This is a genomic window from Brevundimonas sp. FG8 (assembly GCF_057808845.1).
This window is the reverse complement of the sequence record NZ_JBMDIU010000001.1, coordinates 639,423-657,077: the sequence shown is the minus strand read 5'-3', so window position 1 is coordinate 657,077 and position 17,655 is coordinate 639,423. Positions and strand designations below refer to the sequence as shown.

Sequence of the window (17,655 nt, the reverse complement as noted above, 5' to 3'; positions counted from 1 at the left end):
CTCAAGCCGCCTTGTGGACGGCGCGACCGCGCGGTCCGAGGAAGTATTCCCTGATCCAGGGATGGTCGGATGTCTCAAGCTCCTGCACGGAGGCCTTGGCCACCACATGCTTGTCCGCCAGCACCGCCACCTTGTCGGTGATGGCGTAGAGGCTGTCGAGGTCGTGGGTGATCATGAAAACCGTCAGGCCCAGATCGTCGGACAGCTGTCGGATCAGATCGTCAAAGGCCGCGGCGCCGATGGGGTCCAGCCCCGCCGTCGGCTCGTCGAGGAACAGCAGCTCCGGGTCCAGCGCCAGGGCCCGGGCCAGCCCGACCCGCTTGCGCATGCCGCCCGAAAGTTCCGCCGGCTTCAGATGGTGCGCCTCCGGCTTCAGCCCGACCATGGCGATCTTCATCTCCGCCAGCTCGCGGATCACGTCGCGTGGCAGTCGGGTGTGCTCCACCAGCGGCGAGGCGACGTTGTCGATCACGCTCAGGGACGAGAACAGGGCGCCCTGCTGGAACAGGATGCCGGTCCGGCGTTCGACGTCCGCCTCCTGCGCCTTGGTCATCGCCGAACGGTCGTGGCCCAGAAGGCTGATGGTCCCGCCCTCGGGCTCCTTGAGGCCGATGATGGTGTTCAGCAGCACCGTCTTGCCCGTGCCCGAACCGCCCACGACCCCCAGCACCTCGCCCCGCTCGACATCGAGGTTCAGGTCCTCATGGATCACACGCTCGCCGAACTGGCTCAGCAGGCCGCGCACCTCGATCAGCTTCTCGGGCGCCTTGGGGAAGGTCGGGATATGCGGAGCCGTCATATGTTCAGCTCCAGGAAGATGAGCGCGAAGACGGCGTCCAGCGAGATGATGGCGAAGATGGCCTGCACCACCGCCGCCGTGACGCGACGCCCCAGGCTCTCGACGTCGCCGGCCACCGCCATGCCCTGGCGGCAGCCGATGGCGGCGATGACGATGGCGAACACCGGCGCCTTGATCATCCCGACCATCAGATGGTTGCCCATCATCGGGTCTTCGCTGATGCGCTGGATGAAGAAGGTGGGGCCGTAGCTGAGCTGACTCCACGTCACCAGCAGGCCGCCGAACAGGCCCGAAATGATGCCGATGAAGGTCAGGATCGGCATCATCGCCAGCATGGCCGCCAGACGCGGAATGACCAGCGCCTGGAACGGGTTGACCCCCATCACCTGCATGGCGTCGACTTCCTGGTTCATTCGCATCGAGCCGATCTCGGCGGCGAACGACGAGGCCGAACGGCCCGCCAGCAGGATGGCCGTGATCAGCACCGCCAGTTCGCGCAGGGTCGCCACCGCGACCAGTTGCACGGTGAACACCCCGGCCCCGAACTGGGTCAGCAGATTGGCCCCCAGGAAGGCGATGACCGCGCCGATGAAGAAGTTGGTGACGGCCACGATCGGAATGGCGTCCAGGCCAGCGCGCTCGCCCTGACTGAACCAGGCCGGCCAGCGGATCTGGTTCCAATGCTTGACGGTCGAACCGGTCGCCACGACCAGTCGTCCGAGGAAGGCCATCGACAGGGTGGTCTCGGCGCCGACGTCATGAACCCCGCGCCCGACCTTGGCGAAGCCGCGGATCCAGCCTGCCGACTGCTTCGGCGGCCCGGCGCTTTCGCGCTCCAGCTTCTCGATCATCGCATAGGTGCGACCGGCTTCGGGCCGCGCGGTCCAGGCTCCATCGGGCAGTTTGACGTGTCCGGCCTGAATGATCGCCAACGCGCCCGCGGTGTCGAACCGCCCCAGTCCAGACAGGTCGACCGCGGCGATGTCACGTCCATGCAGTTGATCATCAAGGCGGCGCGACACACGACCCAGCTCGGTCGCGGTCCAGTCGCCGGTCAGACGCAGGGTCAGGCCCGGCCCGCCGTCATCAATCTGGAAGTCCGCTGCAGCCATGCCCCTACCTAAAACGCCCCGTCCCGGATGCCTATCGCCGTCCACGGCAAAGCTGCTCTACATATCACAACGCAACGCAGCCGTATTCGTTCAGCCACGGTTTCAAACGTTTACGCTTCAAAGCAGTCGTTGGACCATCTTCAGGTCCGCGACGAAGCGCTCTCGCTCCACCGCCGCCGCCTCGCGATCCGGAAGACGCAGCAGATACGAAGGATGGACAGTCAGCAAGGCCGTCGCATCGGATAGCGGAATGGGCTGACCGCGCACCTTCATCACCTCCGGCTTGCGGCCCATCACGCCCTGCGCGGCCGTCCCGCCCAGCATCAGGATCACCTTCGGCTTCACCAGCGACCGCTCCGCGTCCAGCCACCAGCGGCAGGCGGTGATCTCGCTGGTCGTCGGGGTCTGGTGAATGCGCCGCTTGCCGCGCGGCGTATGCTTGAAGTGGCGAACGGCGTTGGTGACGAAGGCGTCGTCGCGGTCGATCCCCGCCTCGGCCAGCGCCGCGTCCAGGACCTGCCCAGCCGGGCCGACGAAGGGTTTGCCCGCCAGATCCTCCTGATCGCCGGGCTGCTCGCCGACGATCATCAGCCGCGCCGGCCTCGCCCCCTGCCCGCACACGCCCTGCGTCGCATCGCGCCACAACGGGCAACGACGGCAGGCCTGCACCGCCTGCCCCAGCTCCTCCAGACTGGACGGCGTAAAGCCTTCCTCGAACGCCCGATCCCGGTTCAGGCGCGACAGGGTCTTGGCCAGACGCGGGTTGGGTTCGGGTGCAGGCGCGGCCACCATCGCCGCCTCCCGCGTCGCCGCGGATGCGATCAGGTCCGGGATCAGCGCCGCCTCGGGCAGGTTGGCCCAGTATCGCTTGGGCATCTCGCCCTGCATGGTCTTCGTCTTGAGCCGGGCAGGATTGAAGGTCGAGGCGTAATAGGTCTTCCAGAAGTCCTCGATTTCATCCTCGGCGGGCGCCATGTCGCGCGTGGCGGGCGGACCGAAGGTCATGTGCCGCGTATCCCAGTGCGCCTGCCCGTCGGGTGTCAGGATTGACCAGCGCATCGTGGTGAACCGGCGGGCGAAGAAAGGCGCCGTCCGCTCCAGCACCCGATGCGCGGGCTCGAACCAGCTGATCCAGTGCTCATCCCCCTCCTCTTCCGCCAACCGGAAGCGGACAAAGGCCTTCATCTTGTGGCTGGCCCGGCTGACGTTCTTCGCTCTTTCAAAGGCGTCGGCGACGTCGCCGTCAGAGACCACCCTGATCAGGTCCGGCTCCCGCTCCAGCCGCCACAGGAGGCGATAGAGCAGATCGAACCGGTCCTCGGACCGATGCAGGATCACCGCCTGCGCCAGTTCGACGAAGGCGCGAGGGACCGGAAACTGCGCGCCCTCTCCTTCTTGCGGTCCGGCCTCGTCAAACAGCCCGCCGTCTCCCCGCCCGACCCGGAACCCGGCCTCGCCCGGCCGCACGCCCGCGGTCCGGAACGCCCGCGCCGCCTTGCGCCAACCATCGAAGTCAGTCTCGCTGTCCAGCGTCGCGACGCGCATCAGAACAGGCTCAGCTGTTTCGGCGCCGGGTCCGGCGAGATGCGGGCCCGAAGGTCCGTCGCATCCGTCAATCCGCCCGGCGTCCAGTCCAGCGCGCTGATGAAGGGCCGCACCTTGTCGATCCCCCGGCACAGACGGGCGATGTCCTCCAGCCGCAGGGTGCGATAGCGGCGAACAGAAATCATCCGGTCCACCGACTTCACCCCCAACCCGGGCACGCGCAACAGCATCTCGCGCGAGGCCGTGTTCACATCGACCGGGAAATGCTCCCGGCGGTTCAGCGCCCAGGCCAGCTTGGGGTCGATGGCCAGATCAAGCATGCCGCCGACCGTCGCCTCTCCGATCTCGGGCGGACTGAAGCCGTAAAACCGCATCAGCCAGTCCGCCTGATACAGCCGATGCTCGCGCATCAACGGCGGCTTTTGCAGCGGCAGGCTGGACGAGGCGTCAGGGATCGGGCTGAAGGCGGAATAATAGACCCGGCGCAGGCCATAGCCGCCGTACAGCGAGGCCGAACGGTCGATGATCTCCGTGTCCGGAGCGCCGTCCGCGCCGACGATCAACTGGGTCGACTGGCCCGCCGGCGCGAATTTCGGCGGCTTGATCCGGTCGCGCTTCTCCGGCTTCGCGGCTTCGACGCCCAGACGCACCTGCCCCATCGCCTTCTTGATGACTCCGACGTCCTTCTGCGGGGCCAGTCGTTGCAGGGCCTCGTCGCGAGGCAGTTCGATATTGGCCGACAGCCGATCAGCATAAAGCCCCGCCATCTCCACCAGCTTCGGGTCCGCCTCCGGGATCAGCTTCAGATGGATGTAGCCCCGGAAGCCGTGCACCTCCCTCAGCGTCTTCGCCACCAGGACCAGCTGCTCCATCGTATAGTCGCCGGACCGGATGATCCCCGACGACAGGAACAGGCCCTCGATGTAGTTCCGGCGATAGAAGTTCAGCGTCAGGTCCACGACCTCCTGCACATTGAACCGCGCCCTGGGCACATTCGAACTCGCCCGATTGATGCAGTAGGCGCAGTCGTAGATGCAGAAGTTGGTCAGCAGGATTTTCAGCAGGGAAACGCATCGGCCGTCCGGGGTGTAGGCGTGGCAGATGCCCATGCCTTCGGTCGAGCCCAGCCCCTTGCGGTCCGACGAGTCCCGCTTCGACGTCCCGGACGACGCGCAACTGGCGTCATACTTGGCCGCGTCAGCGAGGACCGAGAGCTTTTGCCGGAGATCGAGTTGCGCCATTTGTTCTCACTATGTTCCATAGCGAGAACGGCTGTCCAGCGTGGCCGTTGCCGATTTTCCGGATTTAACTCAGGAAGTTGAGCAGCGAGACCTGTCTGAGCTGGTTGATCACCTGCGCCGAGGCCTCGATGGCGATCTGGGACAGCTGAAGATCCGTCACCGCCTTGGCCATGTCCGCGTCGGTGCGGTTGGAGACCAGCTCCGACAATGACTCGATCTGGGCCTTGTGCCCCTTGGTGATGTTCTCGACCTGATTGGCCAGCGAGCCGGTCGTGGCGCCCTTGTCGATCACCCCCTGCCCCGCCGTTTCCAGCCGGGTCAGCTGGGCCGCCAGAAAGGCCTTCTGCGTCTCGTTCAGCTTGCCGGTCAGGGGACCGTTGGGGCCCGTGCTGTAGTTCTGGATGTCCCGCAGGACCTCCATCACATCCGTACCGACGTCATTGGCGAGGAAGCCCGTCTCCAGCGTCGTGCCCTCGGCGACGCGGCTGGCCGTCTTCAGGCTGTCGTTGTTGAAGATGGAGGCGACGCTGGGCGCCGCGGCCAGTTCAGTCAGGTTGGTGACGTCCACCGGCTGGGTGTTCACCTGCGTGCCCGCGAACAGATAGCCGCCCTGATGGCGCATGTTCAGGCCGCCGCGGATGGTCTGGAACTGGCCTTCCAGCTCCAGCATCAGCGAGGTCGCCGAGTCCGAGGCCAAGGCGTTGCCGATGGTCGCGCGCGCGGCCTCGACCCCGTCGCTGATCTGGGTCAGCGCCAGATCCTGGGTGGTCAGCCGCGCGGTGACCGCATCGGACGTATCCAGAAAGCCCTGCAGCCGGCTCTGCGCGCCCTTCAGGGCGGTCAGGGTCTCGGACTGGCGGCCGAAGCCGGTCAGGTCGCTGGCGTTCTTCTGGGTGGATACCCGTTCCTGCGCCTCCGCCGCCCGGGTCTGGGCGGACATGAGGTCAAGCAGGGCCGACTGGTAGTTACCGAAGGTCGCGACGCGGTTCATCAGACCATCCCCAGAAGCGTATCGTACATATCCCTGGCCGCCTGAATGAGGCGGGCCGAGGCGTTGAAGGCCTGCTGGTAGGTGGTCATCAGCACCAGCTCCTCATCCAGATTGACGCCCTCATAGGCGCTGCGGCGGGCGGTCGCCTCGCTGTAGAGCGCAGCCGAGGATTCCTTGGTGTTCTTGGCCGCCGTCGCCTTGCCGCCGATCTCACCAGCCAGTTCGGACGCATAGCGCGAGACCGAAATGGAGCCGCCGGACGAACCGCCCGCAGCCTGAAAATTGGCGCTGCGCTCACCGGCGTCCGCCAGCAGCAGGGCGCCGCGACCGTCACCGGAACTGAGCGCCGGCGTGCCTGCCGCGGCGGCAAGGTTCAGTTGGGCCAGCGCCAGCTTCGACGGGTTCTGACGGATGTCCGTTCGCAGCGAGAAGCCGTCCGCCCGCGAGGCGCGAACCCCGGCGCCGATACCGAACATCTCGCTGGCGGACACGCCGGACGGGATCTGGACCGTGTTGTCGTTCAACACCGTCATCTTCGGCGCGGAGCTGTTGAAGGCGCTGAAGCTCAGCGAACCGTCCGCGGCCAGCGAGAAGGCGCCGTAGGCTCCTACCCCGGTCGATGGACTGTTCAGGGCGTTCAGCAGATCGCCCACCGTCCCGCCCGGCGGCACCGCCACCTCGATGTCCCGGATCCGCGAGCCGGTCTCGCTGCTGAAGCGGAACGTCATGGTCTCGCCGGCGGTGAAGCCGTGCGGCGAGGCCAGGGTCAGGCCGGTGTCATACAGCGCCGGACGATCCGTCGAGATCAGGTCGTTCAGGCCGAAGTAGTGGGAGAAGCCGCGCCCCGCCTTGTTCGACGGTGTCGTCGCGTCATCGGCGATGGCGATGCCGTTGGCGCTGTTGCTTGCCACGATCGACAGCTTGCCATCCACGAACTGCGCCGTGGCCGCCCCGCCCAGCTGGGTGTTCAGCGTCGCCAGGAAGGTGGTCGGGTCGGCGGCGACGCCGTTCACCGTCATCGTCGCGCCGCTGAAGACGATGTCGACCCGCTGCTGGACTACGCCCGCGCTGTTTGTCACCGCGATGGTGGTCTGGCCGGTGAAGCCCGCTATGGCGCTTTCGAGCGACTGTCCGACATTGCGACCGTCCAACCGGTTCGGCGCCGGCACCGAGGCGTTGGCGTTGTGGGCGCGGTTCAGCTCGTCGGCGACATGGGTGATCAGTTCCGCCAGACGGGCGGAGGCGGCGGGCGCCTCGACATCGCGCAGCTCGACCAGCCCCTTGATCTCGCCCGAGTTGACGCTGTCGAGCAGCGACATTTTCGAGCCGCCCGGCTCATTGATCCAGATGTCATTGAAGGCGGTCTGGCCGGTCACCGTGCCCGCGCGCTGATAGGACAGCGTCGCCGCGCCCTCGCCCGCCAGCGAGGCGCCGTTGCCGGTGCGGATCGAGATGCCGCCGATGCTGCGCGCCGTGACCTTGATGTCCATCAGCTCGGCCAGCTGACTGACCAGAGCCGCCTGCGCCGTCTCGGCTCCGGAGGCATCGGCGTTGACGACCTTGGCCCGCGAAATCTCGACGTTCAGAGCCTCGATCTGGCCCAGCAGGTCGTTGGCCTTTTCAACCGCGCTCTGGATGCGCCCGTCGGCGTCCTCGCGCACAGCCTGAATCTGGGTGGCGATCCGCGCGGCTTCGTCGAACAGCGCCTGTGTCTTGAACAGGGCGTCCTGACGACGGGGCGAGGACGTCGGGTCCTCGGCGCTGGAGGCGAAGGCGGAGAAGACGCCGTCCACCTGCGAGAAGAAACCGGTCGTGCCGCCCGGATCGCCGAACAGCGACTGGATGCGATCATACAGCTCGTACTTCACGCCCTGACGGGCCGCCTCGGCGCCGGCGTTGAAGCTGGCGGCCTGAAGAAAGCGGTCGGTGGCCAGCCGGATGCGCGTGACTTCAACGCCGCTGCCGACACCCTGGCTGGACAGCGACACCTGATCGGCGACCTTGCGGACATAGCCGGGCGTGTTGACGTTCGCGACGTTGTCCGAGACGACGTGCAATTGAGTCTGCGCCGCGATCAGGCCGGTATTGGCGTTGTTCAGGATGCTGGTCACCGACATGCGCGGACCTCCATCGAACGGGCGCCCGGCAAGGTCTGCCAGCCGCCACGCGCTTTTTGCCCGGCAGGCCGTTCAAGCCCGCCGGGCAAGTCCTTGATTTCACGCAAGATCGCGTTTCGCGCCTGTGTCATGACCGGCAAGGGGCGCAAACGGCGGGCCAAACGCCGGGACATGGCCGGGCGGTCAACGGCGCCGGGCAAGATTCGTCGGCACGCGGCAAGTTTGGACCGTCAGGGCAGAGCCTGACCGGCGAAGGCACAGCCCCTCAACCCAGCAAAATCAGGGGTTTGAGGCGGTTTTCACGAGTGGCCCGCGACTTGCGCCGCGGCTTTCGAATGTCCGGCGCAGCAGGCGCCCCCGTCACCCGCCCCGGCGAAATCCGCCACGGACCCCATGTCGACCGCATCAGCACTGCTGTCACTGATCGCGCCTTCCGCACCGACGACCTCGCAAGGGTCGGCGACGGCTGACGCGTCGGCGTTCGAGGGCCTGCTGGCTTCGATGCTGGGCGCCGGCGCGACGGGCGACGCCGGGAAGGGCCTGCTCTCGAGCGGCGCCGCGTCGCTGATCCAGACCGGCCTGGCGCTCACCACCCCGAGCCCCGCCCTGCGGTCGCTCCTTCTGATGAGCGGCGCGGATCTGTCGGTTGTTGCGGACGAGGCTTCGGCGCCCCTGGTCGACGGCGAGAGTGGCGATGCCGCCGCCACGCCCGCCCCCACCCCCGCCGTCGCGACAGTCGCCGATACCGACATCGCGCCGGCGCCTGTGGACGCCGAGCCTGTTCAGCCGACCGCTGACGCGGCCGCCCCGAACACCCCGGTCATCGCGCCGGTCATTACGCCCCCGGTTGTCTCGGCGCCTGTCGTTTCGGCGGCGGAACCGGCCGTGACTGGCGAGACCTCCGCCCCGACACCGATCGCTGCCGCTCCGGAAGCGATCCCGGCCGCCGCTGCGCCGTCGGAACCGGTCGCCCCCGTCGTCACGGCTCCGACCTCGACGGTTGAGACGGTCGTCGAAACCGTCCCCGCAGCCCAACCGACACCTGCGCAGGCCCAGACCCCGGCTCAGCCCATCGCGCCGGTCGCCACCACGCCCCTGCCTGTCGAAAAGAGCAAGACCTCCACGACCGTCGACACCGGTCCGCAGGTCCGGCCCGACGTGAAGGCCGACGTGCCCGAAACGCCTGAGATCCGCCCGACCGAACCCGTCGAGCCGAACCTCAAGGGCGCAGTGGCTCAACCGCTGACGCAACCGCCCGAGACCGTGAACGCCGTCTTCGCCACCCCGCAACGGCGGTCTGTCGGCGGCCTGGCCTACGGCCGCCGGGACGACAGCGCCATGATCGAGGTCGCCCGCTCGCTGACCGAAGGCGGATTGGAAGCCGATCCTGTGGCTCCGACGCCGGAGACCCTGCCGCCGGCGCCGGTGGTCCTGGACAAGACAACCGCCCGGCCGCTGGTGCAGCCGCCGGTCTCCGCCGCCGTCCCCACGGGCGCGCCGCTCGAGGATGACGCCACCGCCTCCATCGGAACCGCTGAAACGCTCGAGACCGCTGAGGCGCCGGATCTGACCGGCGTCGTCCTGCCGTCGGTCCCGGAAGCCGAAGGCAAGGCCGCCGATACGTCGCGCCCGGTTGAGGCGCCGAACCTGCGCGCCTTGGCGGATCGCGCGTCGCGGACGCTCGAGACCAACGCCGCCGTGGATACCAGCGCCCCCTCGACCCCGGTGACGACGACGCCGCAGGCCCCGACCACCCTGGCCCAGGCTCCCGCCGTGAACACCGTTGCTGCGCCCGCCGCCTCCGTGATTGAGGCCGCCGTGAGCGCCGACGCCTCCGACGAGGCCGCCGCCTCCGACGCGCCGGTCGATGCGGCCAGCCCGGAAGCGCCGCCGTCGGCCCAGACCGCCCACGCCACCCGCGAGTCCTTGGGCTCGACCCTGTCGCGCGCCGCGATTGACGCCACCGCCCAGATCGCCGCGCAGATCCTGAAGAAGCTGGATGGTCGCTCGACCCGCTTCGAGATGTCCCTGACCCCCGATGAACTGGGGCGTGTGGACGTGAAGCTGGAGATCGACGCCGAGGGCCGTCTGGCCGCCCGTCTGGCCTTCGATAACCCCGCCGCCGCGACCGACCTGAAGGGCCGTGTCGACGAGCTGCGCCGTCAGCTGGAGCAGCAGGGCTTTCAGCTGTCGGAGGACGCCCTAGAATTCACCCAGCGCGACAGCGGCTCCAGCGCCTTTGATCGCGGACAGGACAGCCGACAGGGCCAGGACGGGAGCCAATCCCGCGCCTTCTCCGCCGCCTCGCGCCTGAACACCGAAGCCGACATCGTCGCCCAGCCTCCCCGCTGGCAGTCGCTGTCCCTCGCGCCCACGGGCGTGGATATGAAGGTCTGATCGATGGTTGATGCCGTCACCACCTCGAACGCCGCGGGCCGGATCAACAGCGGCGGCGCGACGCTGGCCTCGAACTTCGAGACCTTCCTGACCCTGCTGACCACACAGCTGCGCAATCAGGACCCGCTGTCACCGGTCGACTCCAACGAGTTCACCGCCCAGCTGACCCAGATGGCCGGCGTCGAGCAGCAACTGCTGACCAACGACCTGCTGACCAGTCTGCTGGCGGCCCAGTCCGCGGGCGGACTGGACAACGCCTCCAACTACATCGGCAAGCAGGTGACCGCCGCCTGGTCCGCCACCTCGCTGGAAGATGGCAAGGCCACCTGGTCCTACGAGCTGGGGGGCACGGCCTCGGACGTGAAGCTGCAGGTGCTGGACGGCACGGGCAAGGTGGTCTGGGAAGGCCAGGGCGCCGAGAAGGGCATCGGCGTGCACGACTTCACGTGGGACGGCAAGATGACCGGCGGGGACACGGCCGAAAACGGCGGCGTCTACACGCTGAAGGTCACCGCCACGAACGCCAACGGCGGCAAGGTCGACAGCCAGACCCTGATCCGCGGCCGCGTCACCGGCGTCGAGATGTACGACGGCGCGCCGTATCTGGTGATCGGCGACTCCATCCTTCCGCTTTCGACCGTGATCTCGCTCAACGAGATCCGCGAACAGCAAGCTGACAACGACGATGCGGAGAATCCGCCCGTCCCTGACGAGGAGGTGGCCGCATGACGCGCTCCGCCGCCTTCCCGAACCCTATCCTTCAAGGAGCGTAATCCATGAGCCTGAACAGCGCCATGCTGGCCGGCGTGTCCGGCCTCGCCGCCAACTCCACCGCCCTGGCCGCGATTTCCCAGAACATCGCGAACGTGAACACCGTCGGCTACAAGCGGACGAACGCCGAGTTCCAGACGCTGGTGAACAGCCAGACCCGCGCCGGCGGCAGCTATTCCGCCGGTGGCGTGATGGCCAACGCCCGCTCGTTCATCAGTCAGGAAGGTCAGCTGCAACGCACGACCGAAGCCACCGACCTGTCGATCAACGGTCAGGGCTTCTTCGTCACCACGACCCAGGCTGAAAACGTCGGCGCCACCGACACCCGCCTGTTCACCCGCGCCGGCGCCTTCCGCGTCGACAACATGGGCTATCTGAAGAACAGCGCCGGTCTGTACCTGCAGGGCTGGCCGGTCGACTCGAACGGTGAAATCGCCACCGACCCGTCGGACCTGTCGCGTCTGCGCTCGATCAACATCGGCTCGGTCGGCGGCACCGCCGAACCGACCACCCGCGTCCAGATCAACGCCAACCTGCGCTCGACCCAGGACGTGTCGTCGGCGGCCGCCCCGAACACCTACAACAACGTCCAGGACGCCGCCGTGCCGCCGGTCGGCCACAATATGTCGGTCGCCTACAAGCGCACGGGCACGGGCACCTATGAGGTGACGATCAAGACCGGCATCACCTCGATCACGGGTACGGCGACCTACAATGCCGCCGGCGCCCTGACCGGCTTCGTGCCGTCGGGCGGGACCAACGGCTCGGCCACCGCCACGGCCACGGCCCTGACCATCACCCCGACCAGCGGCACCCCGCCGGTCGCCGGCACCGCCTTCGCCATCAACTTCGCCGACATCGGCATGGGCACGGACGGCATCGCCGAGACGAAGTACGACCCGACCGTCAACTCGATGGCCATGTACAACGCCGACGCCGACAACCCCGTCGGCGTGAAGCCCGACTTCAAGATGAACATCCCGGTTTCGGACTCCAAGGGCGGCCAGCGCAATCTGGAAATCCGCTTCCTGAAGAGCGCCGAGCCGAACCAGTGGTACGCCGAAATCGTCGCCGTTCCGGCTGAGGACGTCGTGACCGGCGCCCCCTACTCGAACGGCCAGATCAAGACCGGCCTGATCGCCTTCACCCCCTCGGGCCGTCTGGACATCGAGACGATGCAGGGCTGGCCGGCGGGCACGGGCCTGTTCGACGACCCGACCCAGGCTTCGCTGACCTTCCTGGAATCCGACCCGAGCAACACCATCGACCCGGCTGACCCGCTGGACAACGGCAAGGTCAAATGGGCCGACGGCCTGGGCATCGCCGCCCAGACGGTGACGCTGGACCTGAACACCTCGGCGGGCGGTCTGAGCCAGCTGAACACCGCCTCGGTGGTGCAATCGACCGTCACCAACGGCACGGCGTTCGGCAATCTGAGCGAAATCACCATTGATGAAGGCGGCTTCGTCACCGCCATCTTCGACAACGGCGTCATGCGCCGCATCGCCCAGGTCGCGGTCGCCACCTTCCCCAGCCCCGACAGCCTCAAGGAAGTCAGCGGCAACGCCTATTCCGTCAGCCTGGAGTCCGGCACCTTCAACCTGAAGGCGGCGGGAACCGGCGGTGCGGGCACCCTGGCGTCGCAGCAGCTGGAATCCTCGACGGTCGACCTGTCGGCGGAGTTCACCGGTCTGATCACCACCCAGCGGGCCTACTCCGCCTCGTCCAAGATCATCACCACCGCCGACGAAATGCTCGCTGAACTGATCAACATCAAACGCTGATATTCAGGTAACTGACGGTTAGTCTCGATGAAGACTTCGTTCGATATTGGGGGTGTGGACGGAAGGGATTTTATCCTTTCCTTCACCACGACGCTTAAACGGCCCTTAGCGGCCGGGCGCTACCTTGCACGCTCAATGGTGGTGGTGAATGAGGCATAAGCCCATGTTGCAAGAGCGACGCCTTAATAGTCGAGGCGAAGAATATGTGGTCGGACCGACCGGCACGCCGCTGACGCTGCGTGACCTGCCGCCGGCCAATACGGATCGCTGGGTGATCCGTCGCAAGGCCGAGGTCGTGGCTGCCGTTCGCGGGGGTTTGATCAGCCTTGAAGACGCGCTGGCCCGGTATCGCCTGACGGCGGAAGAGTTCATCGCCTGGCAGAAGGCGATCGACAAATGGGGCATGCAGGGTCTGCGGACCACGCGTATCCAGCACTATCGCGGCTGATTTCTCTCCCCGCGCAGCGCCTGCAGCGGCCGCCCCGGCAACGGGGCGGCTGTTGTCGTTTCAGCCTGATGTGAGGCGGGGCCTCGAAATCGCTCCCCTTTGATCCTAAATGGCCGCCATGAGTTTCGCCGAGGACATCTGCCCCGTTCCCGATATCGCCCCCATGGCCTCGCCGCAGGACATGGACGCGGCGATCGAGAGCGCGCGCCGGGCCGTCGGCCTGCCCGTCGGCAGCCGCGTGGTCGCCGCCATGTCGGGCGGCGTGGACTCCACCGTCGTCGCCGGCCTGCTGCACAAGGCGGGCTATGACGTCGTCGGCGTCACGCTTCAGCTCTACGACCACGGCGCGGCGCTCAAGAAGAAGGGCGCCTGCTGCGCCGGTCAGGACATTCACGACGCCCGGCTGGCGGCCGAGACCCTCGGCATCCCGCACTATGTGCTGGACTACGAAAGCCGCTTCCGTGACGCGGTCATCGACCAGTTCGCCGACAGCTATCTGCGCGGCGAGACGCCGGTGCCCTGCATCCGCTGCAACCAGACTGTGAAGTTCCGCGACCTGCTGGACGTCGCCCGCGATCTGGGCGCCGAGGCCATGGCCACGGGCCACTACGTCCGCCGCGCCGTCGGCGCCGACGGTCGGGCGCAAATGCGCAAGGCCATCGACCACTCGCGCGACCAGTCCTACTTCCTGTTCGCCACCACGCCGGAGCAGCTGGACTACCTGCGCTTCCCGCTGGCCGATCTGGAGAAGCCGCAGGTACGCGGCGTGGCGCTTGAACTCGGCCTGCGCATCGCGGCCAAGCCGGACAGCCAGGATATCTGCTTCGTCCCCAGCGGCGACTACCGCTCGCTGATCGACAGGCTGCGCCCGGAAGGCCGCGAGGCCGGCGAGATCGTGCACATGGACGGCCGCACCCTTGGCAGGCACGCGGGCATCACCGACTACACCATCGGCCAGCGCCGGGGTCTGAACGTCGCCGTGGGCGAGCCCCTGTTCGTGACGAAGCTGGATCCGGTGAAGCGCCACGTCATCGTCGGCCCGCGCGAGGCCCTGCTGACCGCGTCCCTGACGCTGGACGAGACCAACTGGCTGGGCGACCAGCCCACCATCGCCGCGGCCGCCGCTGAAGGCGCGCCCGTGCTGGCGCGTGTCCGCTCGACCCGGCCACCCTCCCCGGCCCGCCTTGAAATCGAGGACGGCGACGTCAGCGTGGTGTTCGAGAAGGGCGAGGAAGGCGTGGCCCCCGGTCAGGCCTGCGCCCTCTATGACCCCGCCGACACCGAACGCCTGCTGGGCGGCGGTTTCATCACCGCGACGACCGCTGTTGCCTGAGGTTTCAGCGGAGACGCTGGCGCTCGCCGCCCGGCACGGCCTGCCGGTCGAGATGCTGTACCTGCGCGACGCGTACCCGCGCGAGCGCTGGGCCGAGCCGGGCCTCGACCAGACCGCCGCCTTCTGGCTCCAGATGCACGGCTCCTTCCGGGGCCGTCAGGGCCATATGGACGGACTGGTCAGCCAGTGGCGCGCGGGCGGCGACATCCGCGCCCTGCACCGTCAGCTGATCCCGGCGCTCCAGTCCTTCCTCCAGCACCTCGACGGTCACCACCGCATCGAGAGCGGCCAGTATTTCCCGGCCATGCGCAAGATCGAGCCGAAGATCGCCCACGGCATCGACCTGCTGGACCGCGACCACGACGCCATCCACCACACGCTGGAAACCTTGTTCCAGTCCGGCATGGCCTTCCATCAGGCGATCTCGGCAAACGCTCCGGACGCCGCCGACAGGGCCGCCCGGCTGGGCGACGCCATCGACGCCGGAGCCGAGCCCCTGCTGCGCCATCTGGAGGACGAGGAAGACATCGTCATCCCCCTGATCCAGCTGCGCGGCTTCCAGCACTGATCGAAAATCGGGGCTGGCCTTCCGCTGAAGCTTCGGATATCAGCGCCCTCCCGAAAACGAGACGACCCATGTTCGCCTTCTCCTACGCCACCTCCCGGCTGCCCATGCAGCTCGACCGCCAGGCGGTCGAGGGCAATGGCGCGTGCGCGGAGGGAGTGTAAAGGAACGACAGGGCCGTAACGGCTTCGGTTTTCAAGCAACCCCTCCCGCCACCGGCCGGAGGGGTTGCTTGTATCCGCAAGACATCTCTCCCGCCGGTCCGGAAGGATCAGACGAAAGAAAGGAGAGACCCATGCGCGACTATGACGTGATCGACAGCCCGGGCGCGCCTATCAAGGCGTGGACCCGTGGCGTGCCGATCGAGGACGCCGCGCTCAAGCAGCTGAAGAACGTGGCCTCGCTGCCGTTCATCCACAAGCACGTGGCGGTCATGCCGGACGTGCACTGGGGCATGGGCGCGACGGTGGGGTCGGTGATCCCGACCGTGGGGGCCATCATCCCGGCCGCCGTGGGCGTGGACATCGGCTGCGGCATGATGGCGGTGCGGACCTCGATCCGCGCCGAGCACCTGCCGGACGACCTGTCGGGCATCCGTTCCGCCATCGAGGCGGCCGTTCCGCACGGCCGGACCGACAACGGCGGGCGCAACGACAAGGGCGCCTGGGCCGATGAGCCCCCGGCCTCGGCGGTCACCCGCTGGGCCGACCTCAAGGCCGGCTATGACGCCGTGGTGGAGAAGCACCCCAAGGCGGCGCACCCGCGTGGCTTCGGCCATCTGGGCACGCTGGGCACGGGCAACCACTTCATCGAACTGTGCCTCGATGAGGCGGGCGACGTGTGGGTGATGCTGCACTCCGGCTCGCGGGGCGTGGGCAACCGTTTCGGTTCCTACTTCATCGAGCGGGCCAAGCATGAAGCGCGTCGCTGGTTCCTGAACCTGCCGGATCAGGATCTGGCCTACTTCCCGGAAGGATCGGAGGGCTTCATCGACTACGTCCGCGCGGTGTCCTGGGCCCAGAAGTACGCCCGGGCCAACCGCGAGGTGATGATGGACAGCGTTCTGAACGTGCTGCGCGCGTTCTGGCCGGATCTGGAGACGACGCAGGAGGCGGTGAACTGTCACCACAACTACGTCTCGAAGGAGCGCCACTTCGGCAAAGACGTGTTCCTGACCCGGAAGGGCGCGGTGTCGGCCAAGCTGGACGAACTGGGCATCATCCCCGGCTCGATGGGGGCGAAATCCTTCATCGTGCGCGGCAAGGGCAATGCGGAAAGCTTCTGCACCTGCTCGCACGGCGCCGGTCGGGCCATGAGCCGGACCGAGGCCAAGCGTCGCTTTACGGTGGAGGACCACGTCCGCGCCACCCAGGGCGTCGAGTGCCGGAAGGACGCAGACGTGATCGACGAAACGCCGATGGCCTACAAGGACATCGACGCGGTCATCGCGGCCCAGTCCGAGCTGATCGAGGTCGTGCACACCCTGCGTCAGGTGGTGTGCGTGAAGGGATGACGGAGGCCGGTCGTGCGCAAGCGCGGCCGGCTTTCGTCGTTTCGCATCATCCCTTCGGCGGGCGCTGCGCCAGCACCTTCCTGAGCTGGCGTCCCACCGCCAGCGGGCGGCCGTCCGGGGCCCAGGCGGTGGCGTCCTCGACCGTCCAGCCGCCGTGGCTGTCGCGTGAGACGAACTCGAAATAGGCCCAGCCGTCCGGCGCGGCGTCCTCGGGGATCGGCCCGAAGAAGTCGTAGCGCAGGTCCGCCGTGGCCGAGATCGCCGGCGGGGCGGGCAGCATGGTCCAGTAGACCGGGAAGGTGGCGTCCAGCAGGAAGGCCAGACGCGCCTCATCCAGCGGCTTGCCGTCGACAGTGCGCATCCACACCCCCATCCGGTCCGTCTCATTGCGTCCGAACAGCTGGATGCCGCCGACGAAGCGATGCTCGACATGGTCCGTGAAGTGCGGGCCGAACTGCGGGTCCAGCGGGGTCAGGGCCTGGTCGGCCAAGGGCGGCGGTGAGATCGAGGCGGCGCGCAGTTCCGGCCCGTCTCCCGGCGCGCCGAAGGTGACCAGTCCGGTCATGGCCAGCCGTTCGGGCTGACCGGCGCGGATCGAGACATAGGAGGCCGAACGGCCCCCGCGCAGCAGCTCGCTGGTGATGCTCATCGGCTCGAACTTCGCGCCGATGAGGAACTGGGTCGCCACCGTCCGCAGCGGGGTGGTGATGCCCAGGCTCTCGCGCGCCGCCTTGGCCGCCAGCGCCGCCATCAGCCCGCCGAAGGGCGAGCCCCGCTCGGGCGGCGCCATGCGCGGGGCGTTGGAGAAGGCGCCGTTCATCGGGGCGATCAGACCGCCCTCGCCGTCCGGGGTCAGGGTCAGGGCTTCATCGAGGGTCTGTTGCGTCATGGGGTCGGTCTATCGGCGGAAAGAAGCGGGCGGAAGACCTGCGTCCTCCGCCCGAAGTCGAGGGATCGGCGCCGTGCCGGGAAGCTCCCGGACACGTCCGTATCTAAACAAGACTGACTTAGTGGGTTCAGATTGGCAACCCTCTTGCAA

At 67.7% G+C, this 17,655-nt stretch carries 14 protein-coding genes; 7 read left to right on the top strand and 7 right to left on the bottom strand.

The window, feature by feature from the left end:
* Nucleotide 1: 1 nt before the first annotated feature.
* From ACODRV_RS03095 to flgK, 6 genes are all read right to left on the bottom strand, one after another.
* Nucleotides 2-799: an ABC transporter ATP-binding protein gene (locus ACODRV_RS03095; RefSeq protein ID WP_488907377.1), complete on the bottom strand. Its 798-nt coding sequence runs from the start codon at nt 797-799 to the stop codon at nt 2-4.
* Nucleotides 796-1,911 (bottom strand): ABC transporter permease, encoded by a 1,116-nt coding sequence (locus tag ACODRV_RS03090; RefSeq protein WP_141626159.1) that lies wholly within the window; start codon nt 1,909-1,911, stop codon nt 796-798. The genes ACODRV_RS03095 and ACODRV_RS03090 overlap by 4 nt, the downstream gene beginning before the upstream one ends.
* Nucleotides 1,912-2,028: 117 nt before the next feature.
* Nucleotides 2,029-3,456: a UdgX family uracil-DNA binding protein gene (locus tag ACODRV_RS03085; RefSeq protein WP_488907376.1), complete on the bottom strand. Its 1,428-nt coding sequence runs from the start codon at nt 3,454-3,456 to the stop codon at nt 2,029-2,031.
* Entirely contained in the window at nt 3,456-4,697 is a 1,242-nt protein-coding gene (locus ACODRV_RS03080) for a putative DNA modification/repair radical SAM protein (protein ID WP_488907375.1), read from the bottom strand. The genes ACODRV_RS03085 and ACODRV_RS03080 overlap by 1 nt, the downstream gene beginning before the upstream one ends.
* A gap of 64 nt (nt 4,698-4,761) precedes the next feature.
* A complete protein-coding gene (locus ACODRV_RS03075) occupies nt 4,762-5,688 on the bottom strand; it encodes a flagellin (protein ID WP_488907374.1) in 927 nt (308 codons plus the stop codon).
* A complete protein-coding gene (flgK, locus tag ACODRV_RS03070; RefSeq protein ID WP_488907373.1) occupies nt 5,688-7,805 on the bottom strand; it encodes a flagellar hook-associated protein FlgK in 2,118 nt (705 codons plus the stop codon). The genes ACODRV_RS03075 and flgK overlap by 1 nt, the downstream gene beginning before the upstream one ends.
* 393 nt (nt 7,806-8,198) lie before the next feature.
* Here flgK and ACODRV_RS03065 point away from each other — a divergent pair, with 393 nt between their 5' ends.
* The 7 genes from ACODRV_RS03065 to ACODRV_RS03035 all read left to right on the top strand — a co-directional run bounded on the left by ACODRV_RS03065 (nt 8,199) and on the right by ACODRV_RS03035 (nt 16,616).
* Nucleotides 8,199-10,202 (top strand): flagellar hook-length control protein FliK, encoded by a 2,004-nt coding sequence (locus tag ACODRV_RS03065; RefSeq protein WP_488907372.1) that lies wholly within the window; start codon nt 8,199-8,201, stop codon nt 10,200-10,202.
* Nucleotides 10,203-10,205: 3 nt separating this feature from the next.
* On the top strand, nt 10,206-10,931 hold the full coding sequence (locus tag ACODRV_RS03060; protein WP_141626154.1) for a flagellar hook assembly protein FlgD: 726 nt from the start codon (nt 10,206-10,208) through the stop codon (nt 10,929-10,931).
* A 47-nt stretch (nt 10,932-10,978) separates the two neighbouring features.
* Entirely contained in the window at nt 10,979-12,757 is a 1,779-nt protein-coding gene (gene flgE / locus ACODRV_RS03055; RefSeq protein WP_168196794.1) for a flagellar hook protein FlgE, read from the top strand.
* A gap of 163 nt (nt 12,758-12,920) precedes the next feature.
* Nucleotides 12,921-13,205: a CtrA inhibitor SciP gene (gene sciP / locus ACODRV_RS03050; RefSeq protein WP_141626153.1), complete on the top strand. Its 285-nt coding sequence runs from the start codon at nt 12,921-12,923 to the stop codon at nt 13,203-13,205.
* 118 nt (nt 13,206-13,323) lie between these two features.
* Nucleotides 13,324-14,538, top strand: coding sequence for a tRNA 2-thiouridine(34) synthase MnmA (mnmA, locus tag ACODRV_RS03045; protein WP_488907446.1), 1,215 nt, complete (start codon nt 13,324-13,326; stop codon nt 14,536-14,538).
* The gene (locus ACODRV_RS03040) at nt 14,531-15,106 is read left to right on the top strand and encodes a hemerythrin domain-containing protein (protein ID WP_488907371.1); all 576 of its coding nucleotides are present in this window, start codon (nt 14,531-14,533) and stop codon (nt 15,104-15,106) included. Before mnmA ends, ACODRV_RS03040 begins: the two co-directional genes overlap by 8 nt.
* Before the next feature lie 292 nt (nt 15,107-15,398).
* Entirely contained in the window at nt 15,399-16,616 is a 1,218-nt protein-coding gene (locus ACODRV_RS03035; protein ID WP_141626150.1) for an RtcB family protein, read from the top strand.
* Between the two features lie 46 nt (nt 16,617-16,662).
* Here ACODRV_RS03035 and ACODRV_RS03030 read toward each other — a convergent pair whose 3' ends face one another.
* The gene (locus ACODRV_RS03030) at nt 16,663-17,505 is read right to left on the bottom strand and encodes an acyl-CoA thioesterase (protein ID WP_488907370.1); all 843 of its coding nucleotides are present in this window, start codon (nt 17,503-17,505) and stop codon (nt 16,663-16,665) included.
* Nucleotides 17,506-17,655: the final 150 nt, after the last annotated feature.

Bases quoted from the DNA above. Each gene is read 5' to 3' on its own strand.
- ACODRV_RS03095 (WP_488907377.1), bottom strand. From the start codon at position 799: ATGACGGCTCCGCATATCCCGACCTTCCCCAAGGCGCCCGAGAAGCTG.
- ACODRV_RS03090 (WP_141626159.1), bottom strand. From the start codon at position 1,911: ATGGCTGCAGCGGACTTCCAGATTGATGACGGCGGGCCGGGCCTGACC.
- ACODRV_RS03085 (WP_488907376.1), bottom strand. From the start codon at position 3,456: ATGCGCGTCGCGACGCTGGACAGCGAGACTGACTTCGATGGTTGGCGC.
- ACODRV_RS03080 (WP_488907375.1), bottom strand. From the start codon at position 4,697: ATGGCGCAACTCGATCTCCGGCAAAAGCTCTCGGTCCTCGCTGACGCG.
- ACODRV_RS03075 (WP_488907374.1), bottom strand. From the start codon at position 5,688: ATGAACCGCGTCGCGACCTTCGGTAACTACCAGTCGGCCCTGCTTGAC.
- flgK (WP_488907373.1), bottom strand. From the start codon at position 7,805: ATGTCGGTGACCAGCATCCTGAACAACGCCAATACCGGCCTGATCGCG.
- ACODRV_RS03065 (WP_488907372.1), top strand. From the start codon at position 8,199: ATGTCGACCGCATCAGCACTGCTGTCACTGATCGCGCCTTCCGCACCG.
- ACODRV_RS03060 (WP_141626154.1), top strand. From the start codon at position 10,206: ATGGTTGATGCCGTCACCACCTCGAACGCCGCGGGCCGGATCAACAGC.
- flgE (WP_168196794.1), top strand. From the start codon at position 10,979: ATGAGCCTGAACAGCGCCATGCTGGCCGGCGTGTCCGGCCTCGCCGCC.
- sciP (WP_141626153.1), top strand. From the start codon at position 12,921: ATGTTGCAAGAGCGACGCCTTAATAGTCGAGGCGAAGAATATGTGGTC.
- mnmA (WP_488907446.1), top strand. From the start codon at position 13,324: ATGAGTTTCGCCGAGGACATCTGCCCCGTTCCCGATATCGCCCCCATG.
- ACODRV_RS03035 (WP_141626150.1), top strand. From the start codon at position 15,399: ATGCGCGACTATGACGTGATCGACAGCCCGGGCGCGCCTATCAAGGCG.
- ACODRV_RS03030 (WP_488907370.1), bottom strand. From the start codon at position 17,505: ATGACGCAACAGACCCTCGATGAAGCCCTGACCCTGACCCCGGACGGC.